Genomic DNA, 20,911 nt, shown 5'->3' on the forward strand with positions numbered 1-20,911 from the left:
GATGGAGGGAGAGGATCGGATCGATGCCGGATAAAAAAGAAAAGATCCGTTGGCGGGAGCGGCTCATCATCGCACTCGATTTTCCCGCGACGGAGGAGGCCCGCAGCTTCATCGAAAGGATGGAAGGGGAAGCGGTTTTCTATAAGGTAGGGATGGAGCTCTTTTATCAGGCGGGACCATCCTTCATCGCCGAGCTTAAAGAAAAAGGTTTGAAGGTATTTTTAGACCTAAAACTTCACGATATTCCCAATACGGTAAAAGGGGCGGCCCGTTCCCTGGCCCGCCTTGGCGTTGATCTCATTACGGTTCACGCCCTGGGAGGGGGGGAGATGATGGAGGCGGCTAAAGAAGGGGTGGAATCGGTTCATCACCCTCGGGGCGCGGTTCCCCTCCTCTTCGCCGTCACTCTCCTGACGAGCCATGATGAGAAGAGTCTTCGGCAGGAATTAAAGATTTTTTCATCCATTTCCGAGATGGCCCTTCATCTTTCCTCTTTGGCCAAAACCTCCGGCATGGACGGCATCGTTTCCTCCGCCTGGGAGGTGGAGAAGGTGAAAAAGAACTTGGGGAAAGATTTCCTTACCCTTACCCCAGGCATCCGCAAGGTGGGGGATCCCTCCCATGATCAAAAGCGGCCCGCATCCCCTGAGGAGGCGGGCCGTCTAGGAGCCGATTATCTGGTTTTAGGCCGGACCGTGACGAAAGCGGCAGATCCCGCAGCTTCCTTTCGGGAGATCCTGAAATCCTTAGAAACCATCAAACGTCAGTAAAGGAGGAAAACCGATGAGTCAAAAGGAAGAAATCGCCGCCACCCTGCTTCAAATCGACGCCGTCATGCTTCGCCCCCATGAACCCTTCACCTGGGCATCGGGGATCAAATCCCCCATTTATACCGATAATCGCCTGACCATCTCCTATCCGAAGATTCGCCGCCTCATCGCGGAAGGGCTTGTTTCCCTCATCAAGGAGCACTTTCCGGAAGCGAGCCTTATCGCCGGGGCGGCGACGGGGGGCATCCCCCATGCCGCCTGGGTTGCCGATCTCCTCCAACTCCCCATGGTTTACGTGCGTTCCAAGGAGAAGGATCATGGGAGAGGAAGCCGGATCGAAGGGAGGATCGAAGGGGGAGAAAAAGCGGTGGTGATTGAGGATCTCATCTCCACCGGAGAAAGTTCCCTGCAAGTGGTGAGGGCCCTGTGGGAAGAAAAGGTAGAGGTGCTGGGGGTTACCGCCATCTTCACCTACCAATTCCCCCTGGCGGAGCGGAATTTTAAGAAGGAAGATGTCCCCTTTTTTACCCTTACCGATTTCCACACCCTCATCGCCGAGGCGAAGAAGAGGGGAACCCTTTCGGAAGAGGAACTTCATCTCGTCCAAGAATGGCACCGGCAGTTTGTTTAAAAATTTCCATTCGAACTCCCCCTCCTCTAAAATCGAAATATAGACTAGGGTTACTTTTTTGACAAAAGGTAGGGGATTGAGCAGATTAAGAAAACGTTTTGGTTAGTCCTCTACCTTTGGATCATCTTGTTATAACTCAATTTTCGCACCTTGAAAATCTGTACTAAACCTTGATAGGAGAAGAATTTTCCCTCGAAAAATTTCGTTCTTGAAAGAAAAACCCCTTTCTCGTTTGGTAAAATGGAAGTTTCAAAGGCTACCATCCCAAACAGAAAAATGAGTAATTCCATGGTACACCATAACTCTCTATCTGAAAAGGGCCAAGAAAAAAAAGCGATCAAACGTAAAATTCATCACTCGCCCATTCTTAAGGGATAGATGATCAAGGGAGAAAAAATTTAATAAACTTTTTACATAGAGTGACTACAAAGATTTGGTAGAATAGGAGAGGATCGATGGAAAGATCGATCCACCAATCTTACATAGGGAGGTTGTACGCATGGGGTTTGAGCGAAAGCGGACCTATTCCGTCTTGTCGGTCTTGATGGTTTTCGCCCTGCTTTTTTCTTTGTTGCCGCCGTTGGCCTATGCGGCTACGGGGGAGATCACGTTTGACTTCGTGGAAATAACCGACTTCCATGGGTACTTGGTGAAGGATCAGAAGCAGAGCGACGGTTCCGTCATCAAGCAGCAAATTGCAAGCGTTTTAGGAAAACAGATGAAAGACCTGAAGAAAGAAAACCCCAATACCGTGATCCTATCCGGTGGGGATATGTTTCAGGGAACACCGGAATCGAATGTGTTAAAAGGGAAGCCGGTTATTGACGTGATGAAGAACATCGGCTTCGATGCCATGGCCTTGGGAAATCACGAATATGACTGGGGCTTGGACTCGGTCATTGACATGAACCAAGCCGTCTTAAAAGATTCGCAGATTCCCGTGCTGGCCGCCAACGTTTACGACAAGAAGACCGGCAAACCGGTTCAGTATGTCAAACCCTACGCGATCATCGAACGGGGAGGAGTAAAGATCGCCGTCATCGGGGCGGTGGATCACAAGGAATTTCCCAATATCATCCTGCCCGCCTATGTGAAGGATGTGGAATTTAAAGATCCCGCTCCCATCGTAAACGACTTGGTTCCGAAGCTACGGACGGAAGGAGCGAAGCTGGTTATCCTTCTCGTTCACAGCGGGGCCTATACCGATAAAAATACGGGGGAAACCTCGGGCAATCTGATCGATTTGGCCAAACAGGTAAAAGGAGTGGATGCCATCTTTGGCGGTCATACCCACTCCGTCGTAACCACCAAAGTAAATGGAGTTCCTGTTGGTGTAGGGGGAAATTACGGTCTCGGCTATCTTCACCTGCAGATCACCTTAAAGAGTGATGGGACAGTCTCTGCAGGGGATATGACCTTCGTCGATGGACCCCCTCTTTATAACACCACGAATCCGGTCACCGATCCCGAAATTAAGGCTATTGTCGATCAAGCGATGACCGATGTGGGTCCCCTCTTCGGCAAAGTGATCGGCAAGGCGGATGTCGACCTGACCAGGGCCCAAAGTGCGAAACCGTATGGCGATTCCATCTTGGGAAATTGGGCCGCCGATGTAACGAGGAATGTGACCAAAGCCGACTTCGGAGTGGCTAACAACGGGGGTTTACGGATCGATGTGCCCAAAGGGGAGATTACCGTCGGCACGATGTATCAATTGATGCCGTTCGACAATACTTTCGTCACGGTTAAGATGACCGGAGCCCAAGTAAAGATGATGCTGGAGCAGGCGGTGCAGGACGGCGGCAAGGGAATCCAAATCTCAGGACTGACGTTTAAATATGATCCGGCCCGGCCCTCCTTGGATCGTGTCGTAGAAATGAAGAAAGCGGACGGCACTCCCATCGATCCGGCAAAGACCTATCGGGTGGGCACCAACAATTTTGTGGGTACCGGAGGGGACCTGTTCCAAATCTTTAAAGATCCGGAAGTGGCGAAGAGCTATACCGATACTTACATCTTGGCACGGGATGCCTTCATCGACGCCGTGAAAGCCCAAAAGAACGTAACGGCTAAGATGGAGAACCGGATCAGCGTGGGGACGGCTGCCCCTGCAGGGGATGCGGTTGAGGCTCCGAAACCGGCGCCTGTTCCAACGCCGGTTCCTGCCCCGGCCCCCAAGCCGACCCCTGCTCCTACCTCGGCGGAGAAGCCTGCATCGGCGCAGAGGCCTGCCCCGACCGCCATAACGACAGCCGAAAAGGGGAACGTTGCCGCCTTCGCCCTGAATGTACGGACAGGTCCCGGGGTGAAACACCCGGTCTCCTTTGTCCTGCATCTGGGGAATGAGGTAATCCTCGGCGAAACGAAATACGGTTGGGTGAAGGTTACGTATAACGGAAAGACCGGATATGCCTACGGGAAATACCTTCTTTTACCGGCTTCCGAGGTGAAGGGGAAAGAAGGAAAAGTACAGGCCGGGATGCTGAATGTCCGTGCCGCGCCTTCCGACTCCGGTAAAATCCTGGGCGTTTTGAAAAAGGGAGACGTCGTTACGATTTTGGGTGAAGAAAACGGCTGGTACCAAATTCAGTTCCAAGGGAAAATGGCCTACGCATACGGACGGTATCTCGATTTGTCAATTTCACGATAAGCCTAGAAGCAACATCGATTGGACATCATGGTTGCGCGCTTTAAGAATCATAAAGGCTGGCTCGGGGGATGCACGATGCACTTTCTCGGGTCGGCCTCCTTTTCTCTTCTCACGAGAACCGATCATGATGAGGTTAGACGGACCATTCTTTCATAGTCAAAGCAGGAAAATCATGATATGATTAGAACGGAAGTTTGACTTCTAAACTCGAAAAATTCTGGTTGAGGAATGAGATAATGGAAAGAACCCACATCAATGTTTGTCCCCATGACTGCTGGGATACCTGCAGTTTAAAAGTAACGGTGAACGAAGAGGGTAAGGCGGTTAAGATAAAGGGGAACGAGGAACATCCGATTACGAAGGGTTTTCTCTGCATCAAGGTAAACCATTACCTCGAACGGGTTTATCATCCGAAGCGGCTCCTCTATCCGATGCGTCGTGTCGGGAAAAAGGGGGAGGCTAAATTTGAACGAATTTCCTGGGATGAAGCGGTTGCGATCGTGACGGAACAATTTAAAAAGACCATTCGGGAATATGGCGCGGAAGCCATTCTCCCCTACAGTTATGCGGGCAACATGGGGGTGATCAACTACGGCAGCATGGACCGCCGTTTCTTTGGAAAGATGGGCGCAGCCCGACTGGATCGCACCATCTGTTCCGCAGCCGGAGAAGTAGCTTTAAACGCCACCTTTGGAAAGAGGGTGGGAGTCGATCCCGAGGATATGGTTTATTCCAAACTGATCCTCATCTGGGGCATTAACCCGATGACCACCAATATTCACCAGGTTCCCATCTTGGAGGAAGCTCGGAGAAGGGGGGCGAAGATCGTCGTCATCGACCCCTACAAACATGAAATGGCCAGGAGGGCGGACCTATTCCTCCAGATCAAACCGGGCACCGACAGCGCCCTCGCCTTGGGGCTCATGCATCTCCTCATCCGTGAGAATCGCATCGACCGACCCTATATCGATCGTTTTGTCTATGGTTATGAAGAACTGGAGGAAAGGGCAAAAGCCTATCCCCCTGAAAGGGTCGCACAAATTACCGGGCTTCCCATAGAAAAGATCGTTGAGCTGGCCAGGATGTATGGGGAGATCAAACCCTCCGTTATCCGTGTCGGTTACGGGATTCAACGACATACCAACGGGGGAGAGATGATTCGCAGCATCGCCCTTCTCCCTGCTCTCATCGGGGCTTGGCAAGAGGTGGGTGGCGGACTCCTTCTGAGCAACAGTCAGGCCTTTCCCATCAATAAAGAGCGCCTGGTCCGCCCGGAAATTCATCAAGGCAATCCCCGAACCATCAACATGGTTCAGTTGGCGACCGCTTTGGAAGATGCCGTTAACCCGATCAAGATGATGTATGTATATAACAGCAATCCGGCCGACGTGGCACCTGATACAAACCGAGTGATAAAAGGACTTATGCGGGAAGACCTTTTCCTTGTCGTGCATGAGCAGATGATGACGGAAACCTGCAAATACGCCGACATCCTTCTCCCGGCCACCACCGTCTTAGAACATCTTGATCTTCATACCTCCTATTGGCATTTGTATATCCAGCTTAACGAGCCGGCCATTCCCCCCTTGGGAGAGGCAAAGCCGAATACGGAGACTTTCCGCCTGTTGGCCAAAGGGATGGGGTATACGGAAGAGTGTTTTCAAGATAGCGATGAGGAGTTAATTCGACAAGCCCTGGATACCGATCATCCGTTTATGAAGGGCATTACGTATGAAGCCCTGAAGGAAAAGAAATTTATGAAAATACATTTTCCGGGCCATCATTTCATGCCGTTTCAGGAGGGTTTCCCGACAACATCGGGTAAAGTGGAGGCCAAATCGGAAACGCTGGCCCAACTGGGCCTTCATGCGGTTCCAGATTATACTCCTTTGAAAGAAAGCGAAGAAGGGTCACCCACCCTTTACGAAAAATACCCGATTCATTTCCTTACTCCGGCGGCAAAGCATTTCTTAAACTCTACATTTAACAATGTGGAGAAACTGAGGAAATGGGAGAAGGAGCCCACCGTCTTCCTTCACCCGGAGGATGCCCGGGAGCGGGGCATCTCCGACGGGGATCCGGTGCGGGTTTTCAATGACCGGGGAAGCATCCTGCTCACCGCAAAGGTGGGAGATCAGGTGGGGAAGGGAGTGGCCTTAAGCCCCAGCATCTGGTCGGAACAGAATGTGAACCGGACCACCTCGGAAGAGGTGAGCGACATGGGAGGAGGCTCCTCCTTCCATACCAACCTCGTCCAAATTGAGAAGATCCGGAGGTAAAGTATGGATGGACTGAACCGTTTTCTCGCTTTTCCCCTCGAACTGATTCCTTATGTGGCGATCACCTTAGTCATCGCCTTTACGGTGCATGAGTTCGCCCATGCGTGGACCGCCTATCTCTTCGGTGATCCTACGGCGAAAAACCAGGGTCGCCTCACCTTAAATCCCCTGGCCCACCTGGATCCCATCGGGACGATTCTCATCTTTATCGCCGGTTTTGGCTGGGCGAAGCCGGTGCCTGTCAATCGCTTCCGCCTCAAACGGTCCCGATGGGCAGGAGTCCTCATCTCCCTGGCGGGGCCGGCCAGCAATCTGCTGCTCGCCATCATCGGGTTGGGGATTTACCTGTTTGGACAGGGGGTCTTTTCACAGCAGCCCTGGGTCGAACCTTTTTTTCACCTGTTCATCTACCTTAATGTCGTCCTTTTTGTTTTTAATCTTCTTCCCCTTCCTCCTTTGGACGGGTATCGAATCATCGAGGACCTGGTTCCCACCTCCACCCGGGTGAAAATGAGCCAATATGAACCTTATGGAGCGATCATTTTCTTAATTTTAGTTCTTACTCCCCTTGACCGCTATACGATTCAACCATTGTTCCAATCGATCGTACCTTGGGTCATGGAGAGAATGCAACTCATCTATTCTCCTTTTTTTGGAGCGTGAGTTCCTTCATAGCAGGAATCGGTTCATGCTCTGTCTAATATATTCTACTATGGGCTGAACCGAAAGGAGATGGCGATCGATGCGCTTCATGGGTTCTATTTTGCCGCATGGAACTGAAATCATATCTGAATTGGCCGGTAAAGAATCGGATCGGTTTACCCCTACCCGTAAGGCGATGGAGAAAGCTGCAAAAGAGATCCTCTCTTTTTCTCCGGAGACGATTGTTATTGCGACTCCTCATAATGTTCGTTTAGAAGGCCATATTGGGATCGCGACCAGCGAATGGCTGGGAGGAAGTGTGGAGGTAAACGATCATGAAATCGGCGTTCGTTTTTTGAATGACCGGGAGTTTGCCAACAAATTGATCCGCGCATGCCATCGTGATCTGATCCCTGCGATGGGCATGGGTTATGGGACAAAGAGCGGCCCCCTCTCTGAGCTGCCACTTGATTGGGGAGCCATCGTTCCTCTCTGGTTTCTCCGTAGCCTCAGAGATCAGGCCAAAGCGGTTCTCCTCTCCCCGACTCGGGATATTCCTTGGGAGCAGTTGGTTCATTTAGGCAGGCTGGTGGGAGAGGTGAGTGAGAGTCTTGGCAGGAGAACGCTTTTCATCGCCAGCAGCGACCAGGGGCATGCCCACCATCAGGATGGACCGTATGGATACTCTCCCCTATCCGCTCTCTTTGATGAAAAGGTTTGTACGATGATCCGGGAAGGTTCCCTCGATCAGTTGATCCATCTCCCTCCACAATGGGTGGAGGAGGCGAAGCCGGACAGCTTATGGCAAATGTTAATCTTAGCCGGTTTTAATGAAGTGGCCCACCTAAAAGGCGAACTTCTCTCCTACCAGGTACCTACCTATTACGGATTAATCACCGCTATTTACCGGTAACGAAATTTCAGTCGTCATGCGATCTGTCAAAAAACGTTCACCGGTTTTATGGAAAGTTCCCCCTTCATACGTATGGGAATGTGTTAAACTAAGGTCATAAAATCGTTGATTCATAGAGAATCTATAACATGGAAATAATAGGGGAGAAAGGAAGGTGGAGCCCATGACGCGTTGTATCACCGTATTTACCAAGGATTATGACCGATTTTCCGATGTGTATGAAGAAATCATAAATACACAGTTTGAGGACGAAGAAGAGAAGGAGATCGATGGGATAACCTTCAGCAGTTCCGGTGATGTCCCTGATGAGTATATTGAACGGATGAAGGAAAAGCAGGATGTGGCCGTCATGAACGAGAAGAAGCGGGGCATTACGATCGTTCAGCATGGAGAGGTCTTTGAGATCTTTCTTTCGTGAAGCTCTTTTTTGTAGAATGACCTGAATCCGTGATACGGTTGCACTTTTATCAAAAGACCGCGATTTTTAGCGGTTTTTTTGTTCGTCCGTCATGGGGGGAGCACAACAGGTGTTCTTAAGATGGGAGGAAACGGTCGCATCGAATCGCCTATTGTCCGCAAGATCGAAAATTGGGGAAATAACCGGCATGTTTATTGATTCATCTTGCTTTCCGGGGAATCGGTGTTATAATTGTTTATACAATCATAATTATATTGACAAAGAGGATTTAAACAAACCCTTTTTCATAAATATTCATGGAAAGGAAACTTTAAAGAAAAGAGCGTGGTAATGATGGAAAGCAAATATGAAAAGGCATACACACGTCGTATTGGTCAGGTGGGGAATAGTTTATCCGTTAATATTCCGAAGGACTTAGCCTCTCTGTTAAACCTGAACAAAGGAGATGAAATTGAAATATTGTATAATGAAAAAAGAGGTGAAATTGTGATTAAACGTACGAATCGAATTCCAAAAGAAGTTCGACCGGAAGTCTTGATGGCAATGAATCGTGCAATCTCCAAATATAACGAAGCACTTCAAAACTTGAAAGAAAGATAAGGAGCAACCAGGGAACGATATGGTGTATTATTTAACGGCCGAAGAAATCATCTTCCTGCATTACACGATGATGGAAATGCATGATGACATAAAACAGGCAGGGGTGAAATTTCCGGAAAAATTTGAATGGATGTTGGAAAGACCGAAAACGAAAGTGTTTGGGGAAGAACAGTTCCCAACGGTTATTGAAAAAGCGTGTTGTTATTATCATTCTATTGCGAGAGGGCATATTTTTCATAATGGTAATAAACGAACGGCATTAGTCGTATTCGTAACATTCCTTGATTTGCATGGATATGAGTTTACAATGACCAATAAAGAAGCGGAAGATTTTACGGTTTACCTTGCTGAAGATGATAAGTTCCGAGGAAATGATTGTATCCGTCACCTTGTGAATGAATTAAAAGATTATATTCGTCCTCTCTAATAATCACTTTGCAAATGTCTTAAAATGATGGACTGGATGGCATTTGATCATCCGGACTATAGGCATTTGCTACCAAATGTCATGAAGGTTTATCTCGAGGGAAGAAGGAAGAAGATGCGGGGTAAGTTTCATCATCCCACCCGTTTTGAGAAAGGAATGCTTTTGGCCGTCAATTGAGGAGAAGATGCAGATACGACGGGAGGGGTATACGGACAGCTTGCCGGCGCTTAGTATGGGATCGGCGGAATTCCCGGGAAATGGAAAGAGAAGCGGATCAGCTGTTTGAAGACTCGTTATGCAGATGGCCCCAGGCTATCGAGATGAGTATCGGCATTACTTAATACGGATGAAGGGCTTTCCTAAAATTGCATAGCCTCCTTAACGAAAAGTATGAACTGGTGAAACAGGATAAAGTTAATGGTGAAAAAATGATGCAAGGCGAAGTCTGGTCAAGTGGTGATACAGCTTTTTTAAATGAATGCACCACATTGGAATATCAATCATATGGGAACGGTTCGGGAGCATTAGGTTTCTTTTGGGATTGATCGGACTTTTTCCTCGTCAGGCGTAACATAGAGGGTTTTTTGATGATCATAGATGACGAACCCGGGCTTTGCCCCATTTGGTTTGCGGACATGGCGGATGAGGGTATAGTCCACAGGGACGGAGCTGGAATTCCTTCCTTTGCTGAAATAGGCGGCCAACATGGCGGCCTCGTGGAGGGTTTTTTCCGAGAACCCTTCTCCGGAGATGACCACATGGGAGCCTGGGATTTGCTTCGTATGGAGCCAGGTATCCCGATCCCTTGCGATTCGGGTCGTTAAGGTGTCGTTTTGCAGGTTATTTTTTCCTACATAGATCATGTACCCCTCACTGGAACGGTAGCGATCGATTTTGACGACCGTCCCTTTCTCCTTTCCGTTTTTTTTCTTCGCTTCTTTCTTATCTCCTTTTAGAATTCCTTCCCGGATCAGCTCTTCCCTGATCTCTCCCAGGTTCCTCTGATCCGCTTGTTCAACCTGTAAGATGACCTGATCGAGATAGGCGATCTCCTCTTTTGTTTTTTCGATCTGTTCTTTTACCATCGGGAGGCTCCGTTTCGCTTTATTGTACAGCTTAAAGTAGCGCTGAGCATTTTCCGTCGCTGAGAGGTGGGGGTCCAGGGGGATCTCGATCCGGGGGGAGCCCTCTTCATAATAGTTTAAGAGGAAGGCCTGGGAGCTTCCCTCCTGCACTTCATGCTGAAAGCTGGTGAGCAGCTCTCCCCAGAGCCTGTATTGTTCTGCTTCCAGAGATTCCCGTAACGTTTCTTCCAGCTTCCTTAATTTTTTCTCATTCTTTTTCTTTTCCTGATGAAGAACTTGAAGGAGCTCCTGTCCCATTTGCTTGGATAGGTCTTCTTTTGCTTTGATGCGATAGTACGTGTCAAGGCAGGCACTCACCTCGTCGAATTCTTCCCGTTTTTGATCAGGGGAAAGAAGGGGGAGGACACAGAAATCGCTTTTCCCCCCGATGGAAAAGATCACCGGTTTATAATGGTGGTGGATCAGATGCATCCGGGTTTCTTCAAATGCCTCCCACAATCCTTCCGGTGTGAAGGAGGCTGCTTTTGCGACGATTCCTCTGCCAACGAATGGGCTGATTCCCTGGAGGGCTTCAACCAACTTCTTTTCCGGGTCTTCAGGCCAGGGGAAAAAGAGGGGGAGAAATTCCTCACGGGTGATCGTAAGGGGATTTTTCTTTCCCTGGGAGGGTGGAAGTTCATAAATCCTTCCGGGCAGAACCGTTCGAACGCGGCTCATGGAAGGCGTAACATGGTGGATGGCATCCATGACGATTTCCTTTTCCCCATCCAGGAAGAGAAGATTGCTGTGTCTCCCCATCAGTTCAAAGAGAAGCCGATAGAGATGGAGATCTCCCAGTTCATCCCGGGACTGGATCTCTATAATTAGGATTCGTTCCATTTCCACTTGGAAAATTCTTTGTATGATTCCCCCTTCGATATATTTCCGGAGGAGCATGGTAAACATGGGAGGTTCCATGGGATTTTGGAAATTTTCCTGGGTCAGGTAGAGGCGGGGATAGGTTAAATTGGCGGATAGCAATAGCTTTTCATTTCTCCCTCCGCTTCTAATCTGTAATAAGAGGTCGGTGGGAAGGGGCTGATAAATTTTGCCAATTCTTCCTCCCGCCAATTTTTCATTCAGTTCATGGGCCAAGGCATGGAGAACCGTGCCGTCGAAGGGCATTCGATCCACCTCTTTCTATAGGGTGTGTTCCACCCCATCAATTGTACCGTAGTATGTGACGTCGATTGAAAAGAAGTCATTTTCAATCCTACCACGGTAAGATGGTGGTGGCAAGGAGTGAAGGAGGTCGTTCGTGGGGTTGGGATGGAAAGCTTGTTAAAAGTGGGTGAAGAAACGGATTCTTTTTGATAGGATGATTTTAGTAGACTCATTTTTTATAGGCGGTTCGAATAGATTGGACTAGTAGTACGTTTCTTGAGGGGGAAAGGGCATGGGAAATAAAAAATGGTATCAGCTGGATGAGGAAGAGGTGGTGAAAGAGTGGAAGAGCGATCCGGTAAAAGGATTGACGAAAAAAGAGGCGGAGAAGAGGCTCATCCGCTATGGACCCAATAAATTACAGGAGGGGGAAGAAATCTCTCCCTTGAAATTGCTTCTCGCCCAATTTCAAGATTTTATGGTTCTCGTCCTGTTAGGGGCCACACTCATATCGGGGCTTATGGGAGAGTATGTGGACGCCATTGCGATTATTGCGATCGTTCTCATCAATGCCATTCTCGGTTTCATCCAGGAGTATCGTGCCGAACAATCCCTGGCTGCCTTGAAAGAACTCTCCGCTCCGCAAGCGATGGTGATCCGGGATGGAGAGATGATGAAGATCCCGGCTTCACAGGTGGTTCCAGGGGATCTGGTCCGCTTGGAGAGCGGGGATCGAGTTGCCGCCGACCTACGTCTCCTCGATGTTCAAGGCGTGAAAATGGAGGAGTCGGCCTTAACCGGAGAATCGGTACCGGTGGAGAAGGTGAAGGCGACGATCCCCGATGAGGATCTTCCCTTAGGCGATCAAGGGAATATGGCCTTCATGGGTACGCTGGTGGTCCAAGGGACCGGGAGGGGCATCGTGGTGGCTACCGGAATGGAAACGGAGATGGGAAAGATCGCCGGGCTTCTCCATCATGCGGAAGAGACCAAAACCCCCCTTCAGTATCGTCTGGAGCAGATGGGGAAAGTTCTCGTTTGGCTGGCCATTGCTCTTACGATCCTGGTGATGGGGTTGGGGATCTGGAATGGGAATGATCCCCAGGAGATGTTCCTCACAGGGGTGAGTCTTGCCGTGGCGGCGATACCGGAAGGATTGCCCACCATTGTGACGATCGTGCTCGCTTTAGGCGTGCAGCGCATGTTGAAAAAGAATGCCATCGTTCGAAAACTCCCGTCGGTGGAGACATTGGGATGTACTACGGTCATTTGTACCGATAAGACGGGAACGTTAACACAAAACAAGATGACGGTTACGAAGATTTTTGCCAACGGAGAAGAGTGGTCCGTTTCGGGGAGCGGGTATGAGCCAAGGGGAGAATTTTACTTAGGGAACACGAAGAAAGATCCATCGGTTATTCCTTCTTTAAAAAATTTTCTGGAGGTAGGGGTTCTCTGCAACAACGCCACACTTTATGAGAGAAAAGAGGGGAAGGGAAGAACAGGAGATTGGAGCATTCATGGGGATCCTACGGAAGGAGCTCTCCTCGTCTTGGCGGCAAAGGCGGGCATCTGGAAGCGGGATTTGGAGAACGTTTGGGTGAAAGAGTGGGAGATTCCCTTCGATTCGGAGAGGAAAAGAATGTCCGTCCTATTCAGAAATCGGGAGGGAAAGCGGATTCTCGTGGTAAAGGGGGCGGTGGAGGAACTTTTGGAGAGATCTTCTTCGGTTATTCTTCATGATCGCATTCTCCCGTTTGAAAGGGTACGAAAAGAAGAGTGGCTTCGAAAAAATGAAGATATGGCCAGGGAAGGTCTTCGGGTGCTGGCCATCGCTTATAAAGAGATGGAAGAAGGACGTATGGAAAAGGGGAAGGGGGAAGAATGGGAAGAGGGGTTAACCTGCTTAGGCCTGGCTGGGATGATCGATCCGCCCCGGGAGGAAGTGAAAGATTCGATTCGTATCTCCCAACAAGCGGGTATGAAAGTGGTGATGATCACCGGCGATCATCGCCTTACCGCAGAAGCCATCGGAAAGCAGCTGGGGATATTGCCTGAAAACGGCTTGACAGTGACGGAAAGCGAACTATATAATATGTCAGATGAAGAGTTTGGGGAAAAAGTGGAAGAGATCTATGTCTATGCCCGGGTCTCTCCCAGCCATAAGCTAAAGATCGTCCAAGCACTCCAAGCGAAAGGCCATGTGGTCGCCATGACCGGAGATGGGGTAAACGACGCGCCGGCCATAAAAGCCGCCGATATTGGGATCTCTATGGGGATGAGCGGAACGGAGGTGGCGAAAGAGGCTTCCGATCTCATTCTGACCGACGACCATTTCAGTTCGATTGAAGCGGCGGTTGAAGAAGGCAGGGGAATTTACGATAACATCCGGAAGTTTATCCGCTTCCTTCTTGCTTCCAATGTAGGGGAGATCCTGGTCATGCTCTTCGCTATGATGATGGCGCTCCCGACGCCTCTCCTCCCGCTGCAGATTCTATGGGTAAATCTGGTTACCGATGGACTTCCTGCATTGGCTCTGGGTCTTGATAAACCGGAAGGGGATATGATGAAGGAACCTCCCCGGAATCCGAAAGAGAACATTTTCGCCCGGGGATTAGGATGGAAGATCATTTCCAGGGGGACGCTCATCGGCCTTTCCACATTGGGGGCTTTCCTGCTCGCTTTAAATCAAGGGGCTACCCTGTTGACAGCTCAAACCATCGCCTTTTCCACTTTAGTGATGGCCCAATTGATACATGTTTTCGATTGCCGGAGTGACCGCTCTATTTTTCACCGGAATCCATTGGAGAATAAAGCGTTGGTCGCCGCAGTGCTCTCCTCCATCCTTCTTCTGGTTGGGGTGATCTATTGGGGTCCGGCTCAGAGGATCTTCGATACCGTTTCGCTCACATATACCGATTGGCTTTGGATCCTTTTGTTTGCAGCGGTCCCTTCGTTTTTGTCAGGCGTTTTGCACCTTTTCTTTGTAGGAGTGAAGAAGGGGAGAAAGTGATGAAATTTGCGAAGATGCATGGTTTGGGAAATGATTTTATCCTTCTAGCCCGGAGGGAGGTGCCGCCGGACGTTAACCAATTGGCCGTAACCCTTTGTGACCGTCATTTCGGCATAGGTGCGGATGGTTTGGTCTTTATCCTCCCTTCGGAAAAAGCGGACGTTCGCATGAGGATTTTTAATGCGGATGGAACGGAAGCGGAAAACTGCGGAAATGCCATCCGCTGCGTAGGGAAATATGTTTATGACCATGCTCTCTTGTCTAAATCGAATATTACGGTGGAGACCCTGGCAGGCCTAAAGGAGCTAACCCTCCATGTGGAGGAGGGGCGGGTGAAGAGCGTAACGGTGGATATGGGTTTGCCTATCTTAAACGGCAGGGAGATTCCAACCCTCCTGGAAGGGGAGATGATCGTAAACCATCCCCTCCGGATCGGGGAGAGAGAGCTCTCTTTTACCGCGGTTTCCATGGGCAACCCCCATGCCGTGTTCTTCGTCGAAGATTTGAACTCCTTTCCTGTTGAGGAAATTGGCCCATTAATCGAGCATCATTCTCTTTTTCCGGCTCGGACCAATGCGGAGTTCGTCACCGTAGAGAATCGTCGAGAGATGACGATGCGGGTGTGGGAGAGGGGCGCCGGTCAAACCCTCGCTTGTGGAACCGGCGCTTGCGCCACATTGGTAAGCGGAGTCTTAAACGGTCTGGTCGATCGGGAAGCCATCCTCCACTTGGCAGGTGGGGATCTCCTCATCCGGTGGGATGAAGAAAGCGGTCATCTCTTTATGACGGGTCCTGCCGTTTTAGTCTTTCAAGGGGAATGGGAACCAGAATCCTGAAAAGGTTGGGAACGCGAGTGTTAAAGAGCATGACAGGGTTTGGAAGAAGTCAGCGAACGATCGGAAATTTCATTTTTACCGTCGAACTTCGATCTGTAAACCATCGATACCATGAGATCAATCTCCGCCTTCCCAAAGAGCTTTCTTCCTTAGAAGAAAGCTTCCGAAATTTTCTCCTTCAGAGAATGAAGCGGGGGAGGATGGATATGATGATTAATATGGAAAAAAACGGAATGATCGGTGGGGAGCTTAACCTTGATTGGGAGATGGCGGAAAAAATCTATTGGGCAGCCAAAGCTTTACAAGAGAGGTACCGGTTAAATGAATCTCTTTCCCTCCACCATTTTCTTTCCCATCCCGCCATTTTTAGTGAAACAAGCCCCCTTCCCTTAAAAGAGATCGAGGAGGAGCTCTTTAAAGCGTTAACGGAGGCGTTTGCCTCTTTAGAGAAGATGCGCTTGGCTGAGGGGAAGGCGGTAGAGGAAGAATTTCGAGAGCGCATTGAAAAAATTGGAGAAATGCGCCGGCGGATCTCGGCAAGGGCTCCTCTGGTGGTAAATCAATATCGGAAGCGGCTGGTGTCCAGGATAAAAGAGTTCCTTCAAGGAGAGTATGCCTTTGAGGAGGGAAGGTTGTTGGCCGAAGTGGCTCTTTTCGCGGATCGTTCCGACATCGAAGAAGAGCTGTCCCGCCTAAGGAGCCATGAAGAGCAGTTCCTGACAGCTCTCCTTAGTGAAGAACCGGTAGGGAGGAAATTAGATTTTATCCTTCAAGAGATGAACCGGGAGGTAAACACCATCGGTTCTAAGGCGAATGATGCGGAAATAGCCCGGATTGTGGTGGATTTAAAAAGCGAGATTGAAAAAATTCGGGAACAGGTTCAAAATATAGAATAAGAGACGGGCGTCAAGCGGATGCGCCGAATGTTGGAGGGTAAGCATGACTCAAGAAGAAACCGGACTTTTATTCGTCATCTCCGGCCCATCGGGAGTAGGAAAAGGGACGGTAGGTGCCGCCCTTCGGAAGAAGAATAAGAAGGTCGTCTATTCGGTCTCTGCCACCAGCCGCTCGCCTAGGCCCGGAGAGATCGACGGAGAGACGTACTTCTTCAAAACCAAGGAAGAGTTCGAAGCCATGATCGAGGCGGGAGAATTTCTGGAATGGGCTCAGTATATTCACCATTACTATGGTACGCCGAAAAAATTTGTTTTTGAACAGTTGGAAATGGGGAATGATGTTTTCCTGGAGATTGAGGTACAGGGAGCGATGCAAGTAAAGAAGAGTTATCCCCATGGCATTTTTATCTTTTTACTTCCTCCGGATATGGAGGAGTTACGTCAGAGAATTAAAAATCGGGGCACCGAGGATGATGAGGTGATTGCCAGGAGGCTTAGCGTCGCCAGGGAAGAGATCGAGATGATGCGTAATTATGATTACGTGGTGGTAAATGACCAGGTTGACCTGGCGGTTAGCCGGATTGAGGCGATCATCACCGCCGAACATTGTCGCCAGGAAAGAACGTATAACCGATATATCAAATGGTTTAAGGAGGAGTAGAAGATGCGGTACCCGCCGATTGATGATTTAGTCAAGATGACAGGAAGTAAATACGCGTTGGTTCATATTGCCGCAAGGAGAGCTAGGCAACTGTTGGAGACGAAAAAGCCTTATATCGAGAAGCCCCGTTCCCATCGGGATGTCGGGATTGCTTTGGAAGAATTGTATGAGCATAAGATTTATTTTAAACGGAATGGTTAAGAAACAGCCTGGGAGGGTAAATCTCCCGTTCAAGGCTGTTTTTCTTTCAGGAATAAAGGAAAGAAGGGGGAATCGGCATGGAGAAGAAAATCGTAGTGGGAGTAAGCGGAGGCATCGCGGCATATAAGAGCGTAACCCTCGTAAGCCTCTTGGTGAAGAGAGGGTATGAGGTTCGGGTGGTGATGACCCCTTCGGCGACGAAATTTGTCTCTCCGCTAACCTTTCAAACGATGAGTCGCAACCGGGTCTATACGGATACTTTTTCGGAAGAGGATCCTGGGGTTGTATCCCACATCGATGTGGCCGATTTTCCTTCCCTCGTGGTGGTGGCTCCTGCAACCGCCAATCTTCTGGGAAAGGTGGCCGGAGGAATCGCCGATGAAATGCTTTCCACCGTTCTCCTCGCCACCACCGCTCCCGTCCTCTTCGTTCCGGCGATGAACGTACATATGTATACCCATCCTGCAGTCCAGGAAAATCTTCAGCGCCTTAGGCGATGGGGGTATGGGATCCTGGAACCTGCCGAAGGTCTTCTGGCCTGTGGGTATACGGGAAAGGGGAGGATGGAGGAACCGGAAAGGATCTTTCAATTTATTGAAGACTTCTTTCAAGGACGGGTTTTTCTTAAAAGCCCCAATCCTGCATCGAGAGGATTACCTCAAGACTTGGCAGGAAAAAGGATTCTCATCACTGCGGGTCCTACCCAGGAGGCGTTAGATCCCGTCCGTTATCTAACCAATCGTTCCTCCGGAAAGATGGGATACGCATTGGCTCGAGCGGCTCGGGAACGGGGGGCGGAGGTTCGACTCATCAGCGGCCCTTCAACCCTTCTTCCCCCTTCCGGAGTGGAACGAATTTCTGTGCGTAGTGCGGAAGAGATGTATGCCCAGGTGATGCGCTATCTTCCTGAGGCGGACTGGTTTATCGCCGCCGCCGCCGTGGCCGATTACCGCCCTAAAGTATTTGAAACACAAAAAATGAAGAAAAAAGGGGAATCTCTCCTTTTGGAGTTGGTTCCCACGCCGGATATTTTGAAGGCGGCCGGGGAAAGGAAGAGGAAGGATCAGATCCTCATCGGCTTTGCCGCCGAGACGGAGCACTTGGAAGCGTACGCTCGGGAGAAGCTTCTTAAGAAGAATCTTGATTTTATCATCGCCAATAATGTGACGGAAGAGGGGGCCGGCTTCGATTCCGATACAAATCACGTCCTTCTTCTTTCAAAGCGTGGAGAGAGGAAGGATTTCCCTCTGATGGAAAAAACCTCATTGGCTCATCTTCTCCTTGATGAAATCATAAAGGGGCAGGGGGAGCCGAAATGATTGCGGAAGTGGCCGTCGATGCTCCCCTTTCCAAAGAGCGGGAAGTCTTCGATTATCTCATTCCGGAAAGCCTGGGCGATCGCCTCGTAAGGGGCTCCAGGGTGATCGTGCCGTTTGGAAGGAGAAAGGTGGAAGGGTATGTTTTGCGTATTAAAGGGGAGAGTCCCTACTCCCCTTTAAAGGAAATCGAAGCCTTGCTAGGCGAGGAGCCCCCCTTAAGCGAAGAGATGATTGAGTTGGCGCAGTGGGTCGCCAAACGATATTTTTCTCCCCTCTATGCAAGTCTTCAGGCGATGGTTCCTTCCCCTCTGCGGGCAAAATATGAGAGGTGGATACGTTGGAACCGTGAATATGATGAGATGCCCTTAATCGTTCTGCCGGAAGAGGAAGAAATCCTAACCTATATACGGGAGAAGGGGAGCCTATCGTATAAGAGCCTGTTAAAAAAGTTCCCCCGGGCCGATTCCCTCCTTCCCCTCTTTTTGGAACGGAAAACGATCCTGGAGGAGACGCGCATTCGTGATGGAGCGCGGGGCAAGAGAGAGAAACTGGTGGAGAGGAAGGTAAATCCGGATGTGTTAAAGGAAGCGCTCGATACTTTGCCCGGTACTGCGACAAAGCAGCGGAGGATCCTCACCCTTTTTCTCGAAGAAGAGAGATTTCCATTGAAAGAGATTCTCTCACGGGCGGAGGCCCTCCCGGAAAATCTCAATCCCTTGGTGAGTAAAGGATTGCTGAGGATTACAGAGCATGAGGTCTTAAGAGATCCGACGAAAACCGTTTTTCCTCCTGATCTCCCGAAGGCGTTAACTCCGGAACAAGGGGAGGTTTACCGAAAAATTTTGGCGGCCTATGAGAAGGAGAAAGAGCCGAAGCCCTTTCTCCTTCACGGGATCACCGGAAGCGGAAAGACGGAGGTATATTTGCAGGTGATTCAGAAGATGAGAGAAAGGGGAAAGGATGCCATCGTTCTGGTGCCGGAGATTTCTCTCACCCCCCTTATGGTGGAACGATTTAAACGGCGTTTCGGGGAGGAGGTGGCTCTCCTCCACAGCGCCCTTTCCGACGGGGAACGGTATGATGAGTGGCGAAGGATTATGCGGGGGGATGCCCACGTGGTGGTAGGAGCCCGTTCCGCCATCTTCGCCCCCGTCCAAGATTTGGGGGTGATTATCATCGATGAGGAGCATGAGACGACGTATAAACAGGAGGAGAATCCCCGCTACCATGCGAAGGAGGTAGCCATGGAGCGGGCTCGGCGTCATAAAAGTCTCCTCATCCTGGGAAGTGCCACTCCCTCCATGGAGAGCTACGCCCATGCCAAAGCCGGGAGAATCACTCTCCTCCATTTGGATAAGCGGGTTGGGCAAGGGGTTCTGCCAACGGTACACGTGGTTGACTTACGGCAGGAGATGCGAGAAGGGCACCGTTCCATGTTTAGCCGCCTTCTTCTTCAAAAAATGAAGGAACGCCTGGAGCGGAAGGAGCAGATGATTCTCCTCCTCAACCGCCGGGGCTACTCTACTTTCGTCCTTTGCCGAAGCTGCGGACATACGATGGAATGTCCCCACTGTGATATAACCCTCACTTATCATCAGACGAGTCACAGCCTTCGTTGCCATTACTGCGGACATGAAGAGAAAATGGTGGAGGAATGTCCTCAATGTCACAGTCGCTCCATCCGCCAATTGGGGGTTGGCACGGAGAAAATCGAAGAGGAGTTGAAAGCCCATTTTTCCGGCATTCGCGTCATCCGCATGGACCAGGATACCACTTCCCGGAAAGGTGCCCACGAGCGGCTCCTCTCCTCTTTCGGCAGGGAAGAAGCGGATGTGCTCCTGGGGACCCAGATGATTGCCAAAGGTCTCGATTTTCCTAAGGTAACCTTGGTTGGACTCATCCTGGCAGATATCGGCCTTCATCAAGCCGACTTTCGTGCGGCGGAACGGACCTTTCAATTGATCACCCAGGTGGCGGGCAGAGCAGGGAGGCATCAGCTTCCAGGTGAAGTGGTCGTACAAAGCTATTCGCCGGAACACTACAGCATCCAGTTAGGAGCGGCCCAGGATTATAGAAAGTTCTTCGATCATGAGATTCGGATACGGAAAAAAGGAGGATACCCTCCCTTTTACCGCCTCACGTTGATTCATTTTGAGCATGAGGAGATTCCTGTGTTGGTTAAGGCGATTCAGCGTTTTGCAGAAGAGCTTCGCACCTATCTCTCCGGGGATACGGTGGTTTTAGGCCCCGCCCCTTCACAAATTACACGGATCAAGGATAGATACCGGTATCATTGCATGGTAAAATATAAGAATGAACCTAAATTAATGGACCATTTAAAGAGGGCATTGGAAAATCTGGATGCGATCATCGAAAAAAACGGAATCCAAGTTCATATCGACATGGATCCGCAAGTTTATTTCTAAG

The 20,911-nt window shown here is 49.9% G+C and carries 17 protein-coding genes and 1 pseudogene; 17 read left to right on the plus strand and 1 reads right to left on the minus strand.

All coding sequences use genetic code 11. From position 1 onward, the window contains the following. Positions 1 to 23: 23 nt before the first annotated feature. The 10 genes and pseudogenes from pyrF to THEAE_RS23765 all read left to right on the plus strand — a co-directional run. A complete protein-coding gene (gene pyrF / locus THEAE_RS0106690; RefSeq protein ID WP_039944310.1) occupies positions 24 to 770 on the plus strand; it encodes an orotidine-5'-phosphate decarboxylase in 747 nt (248 codons plus the stop codon). A gap of 13 nt (positions 771 to 783) precedes the next feature. After that, on the plus strand, positions 784 to 1,401 hold the full coding sequence (gene pyrE, locus THEAE_RS0106695) for an orotate phosphoribosyltransferase (RefSeq protein ID WP_028986934.1): 618 nt from the start codon (positions 784 to 786) through the stop codon (positions 1,399 to 1,401). A 499-nt stretch (positions 1,402 to 1,900) separates the two neighbouring features. Continuing rightward, positions 1,901 to 4,051, plus strand: a complete 2,151-nt coding sequence (locus THEAE_RS0106705) for a 5'-nucleotidase C-terminal domain-containing protein (protein ID WP_028986936.1) — start codon at positions 1,901 to 1,903, stop codon at positions 4,049 to 4,051. Between the two features lie 236 nt (positions 4,052 to 4,287). Beyond that, complete coding sequence (locus THEAE_RS0106710) at positions 4,288 to 6,330, plus strand: molybdopterin-containing oxidoreductase family protein (protein ID WP_005584987.1); 2,043 nt, start codon at positions 4,288 to 4,290, stop codon at positions 6,328 to 6,330. A 12-nt stretch (positions 6,331 to 6,342) separates the two neighbouring features. Next, positions 6,343 to 6,993: a site-2 protease family protein gene (locus THEAE_RS0106715; protein WP_039944871.1), complete on the plus strand. Its 651-nt coding sequence runs from the start codon at positions 6,343 to 6,345 to the stop codon at positions 6,991 to 6,993. Between the two features lie 79 nt (positions 6,994 to 7,072). Next, positions 7,073 to 7,885: a DODA-type extradiol aromatic ring-opening family dioxygenase gene (locus THEAE_RS0106720; protein WP_005584989.1), complete on the plus strand. Its 813-nt coding sequence runs from the start codon at positions 7,073 to 7,075 to the stop codon at positions 7,883 to 7,885. Between the two features lie 163 nt (positions 7,886 to 8,048). Then, positions 8,049 to 8,303 (plus strand): hypothetical protein, encoded by a 255-nt coding sequence (locus THEAE_RS0106725; protein ID WP_005586827.1) that lies wholly within the window; start codon positions 8,049 to 8,051, stop codon positions 8,301 to 8,303. Between the two features lie 330 nt (positions 8,304 to 8,633). Then, positions 8,634 to 8,903: an AbrB/MazE/SpoVT family DNA-binding domain-containing protein gene (locus THEAE_RS0106735; RefSeq protein ID WP_005586826.1), complete on the plus strand. Its 270-nt coding sequence runs from the start codon at positions 8,634 to 8,636 to the stop codon at positions 8,901 to 8,903. Between the two features lie 19 nt (positions 8,904 to 8,922). Then, entirely contained in the window at positions 8,923 to 9,330 is a 408-nt protein-coding gene (locus THEAE_RS0106740) for a type II toxin-antitoxin system death-on-curing family toxin (RefSeq protein WP_005586825.1), read from the plus strand. 126 nt (positions 9,331 to 9,456) lie between these two features. Beyond that, positions 9,457 to 9,558, plus strand: a pseudogene (locus THEAE_RS23765) (ADP-ribosylglycohydrolase family protein); the annotation flags it as partial. Positions 9,559 to 9,854: 296 nt separating this feature from the next. Here the strand turns inward: THEAE_RS23765 and THEAE_RS0106750 are convergent. Then, positions 9,855 to 11,579, minus strand: coding sequence for an Rqc2 family fibronectin-binding protein (locus THEAE_RS0106750; RefSeq protein WP_028986938.1), 1,725 nt, complete (start codon positions 11,577 to 11,579; stop codon positions 9,855 to 9,857). A gap of 271 nt (positions 11,580 to 11,850) precedes the next feature. On the opposite strand from THEAE_RS0106750, the gene THEAE_RS20255 reads away from it, so the two are divergent. From THEAE_RS20255 to priA, 7 genes are all read left to right on the plus strand, one after another. Then, complete coding sequence (locus THEAE_RS20255) at positions 11,851 to 14,571, plus strand: calcium-translocating P-type ATPase, SERCA-type (protein ID WP_039944313.1); 2,721 nt, start codon at positions 11,851 to 11,853, stop codon at positions 14,569 to 14,571. Continuing rightward, positions 14,571 to 15,407: a diaminopimelate epimerase gene (gene dapF, locus THEAE_RS0106760; protein WP_039944314.1), complete on the plus strand. Its 837-nt coding sequence runs from the start codon at positions 14,571 to 14,573 to the stop codon at positions 15,405 to 15,407. Before THEAE_RS20255 ends, dapF begins: the two co-directional genes overlap by 1 nt. Continuing rightward, entirely contained in the window at positions 15,389 to 16,303 is a 915-nt protein-coding gene (locus THEAE_RS0106765) for a YicC/YloC family endoribonuclease (RefSeq protein ID WP_052329817.1), read from the plus strand. The genes dapF and THEAE_RS0106765 overlap by 19 nt, the downstream gene beginning before the upstream one ends. Before the next feature lie 43 nt (positions 16,304 to 16,346). Further along, the gene (gene gmk, locus THEAE_RS0106770; protein ID WP_028986941.1) at positions 16,347 to 16,964 is read left to right on the plus strand and encodes a guanylate kinase; all 618 of its coding nucleotides are present in this window, start codon (positions 16,347 to 16,349) and stop codon (positions 16,962 to 16,964) included. Positions 16,965 to 16,967: 3 nt separating this feature from the next. Then, positions 16,968 to 17,165 carry a DNA-directed RNA polymerase subunit omega gene (rpoZ, locus tag THEAE_RS0106775; protein WP_028986942.1) on the plus strand — a complete coding sequence of 66 codons (198 nt, stop codon included), beginning with the start codon at positions 16,968 to 16,970 and terminating at the stop codon, positions 17,163 to 17,165. A 77-nt stretch (positions 17,166 to 17,242) separates the two neighbouring features. After that, positions 17,243 to 18,484, plus strand: a complete 1,242-nt coding sequence (gene coaBC / locus THEAE_RS0106780) for a bifunctional phosphopantothenoylcysteine decarboxylase/phosphopantothenate--cysteine ligase CoaBC (RefSeq protein WP_028986943.1) — start codon at positions 17,243 to 17,245, stop codon at positions 18,482 to 18,484. Then, positions 18,481 to 20,910, plus strand: coding sequence for a primosomal protein N' (gene priA / locus THEAE_RS0106785; protein WP_028986944.1), 2,430 nt, complete (start codon positions 18,481 to 18,483; stop codon positions 20,908 to 20,910). The genes coaBC and priA overlap by 4 nt, the downstream gene beginning before the upstream one ends. Position 20,911 lies beyond the last annotated feature (1 nt).

The organism is Thermicanus aegyptius DSM 12793, from assembly GCF_000510645.1.
GTDB classification, from domain to species: Bacteria; Bacillota; Bacilli; order Thermicanales; family Thermicanaceae; genus Thermicanus; species Thermicanus aegyptius.

Bases quoted from the DNA above. Each gene is read 5' to 3' on its own strand.
- pyrF (WP_039944310.1), top strand. From the start codon at position 24: ATGCCGGATAAAAAAGAAAAGATCCGTTGGCGGGAGCGGCTCATCATC.
- pyrE (WP_028986934.1), top strand. From the start codon at position 784: ATGAGTCAAAAGGAAGAAATCGCCGCCACCCTGCTTCAAATCGACGCC.
- THEAE_RS0106705 (WP_028986936.1), top strand. From the start codon at position 1,901: ATGGGGTTTGAGCGAAAGCGGACCTATTCCGTCTTGTCGGTCTTGATG.
- THEAE_RS0106710 (WP_005584987.1), top strand. From the start codon at position 4,288: ATGGAAAGAACCCACATCAATGTTTGTCCCCATGACTGCTGGGATACC.
- THEAE_RS0106720 (WP_005584989.1), top strand. From the start codon at position 7,073: ATGCGCTTCATGGGTTCTATTTTGCCGCATGGAACTGAAATCATATCT.
- THEAE_RS0106725 (WP_005586827.1), top strand. From the start codon at position 8,049: ATGACGCGTTGTATCACCGTATTTACCAAGGATTATGACCGATTTTCC.
- THEAE_RS0106735 (WP_005586826.1), top strand. From the start codon at position 8,634: ATGATGGAAAGCAAATATGAAAAGGCATACACACGTCGTATTGGTCAG.
- THEAE_RS0106740 (WP_005586825.1), top strand. From the start codon at position 8,923: ATGGTGTATTATTTAACGGCCGAAGAAATCATCTTCCTGCATTACACG.
- THEAE_RS0106750 (WP_028986938.1), bottom strand. From the start codon at position 11,579: ATGCCCTTCGACGGCACGGTTCTCCATGCCTTGGCCCATGAACTGAAT.
- THEAE_RS20255 (WP_039944313.1), top strand. From the start codon at position 11,851: ATGGGAAATAAAAAATGGTATCAGCTGGATGAGGAAGAGGTGGTGAAA.
- dapF (WP_039944314.1), top strand. From the start codon at position 14,571: ATGAAATTTGCGAAGATGCATGGTTTGGGAAATGATTTTATCCTTCTA.
- THEAE_RS0106765 (WP_052329817.1), top strand. From the start codon at position 15,389: ATGGGAACCAGAATCCTGAAAAGGTTGGGAACGCGAGTGTTAAAGAGC.
- gmk (WP_028986941.1), top strand. From the start codon at position 16,347: ATGACTCAAGAAGAAACCGGACTTTTATTCGTCATCTCCGGCCCATCG.
- rpoZ (WP_028986942.1), top strand. From the start codon at position 16,968: ATGCGGTACCCGCCGATTGATGATTTAGTCAAGATGACAGGAAGTAAA.
- coaBC (WP_028986943.1), top strand. From the start codon at position 17,243: ATGGAGAAGAAAATCGTAGTGGGAGTAAGCGGAGGCATCGCGGCATAT.
- priA (WP_028986944.1), top strand. From the start codon at position 18,481: ATGATTGCGGAAGTGGCCGTCGATGCTCCCCTTTCCAAAGAGCGGGAA.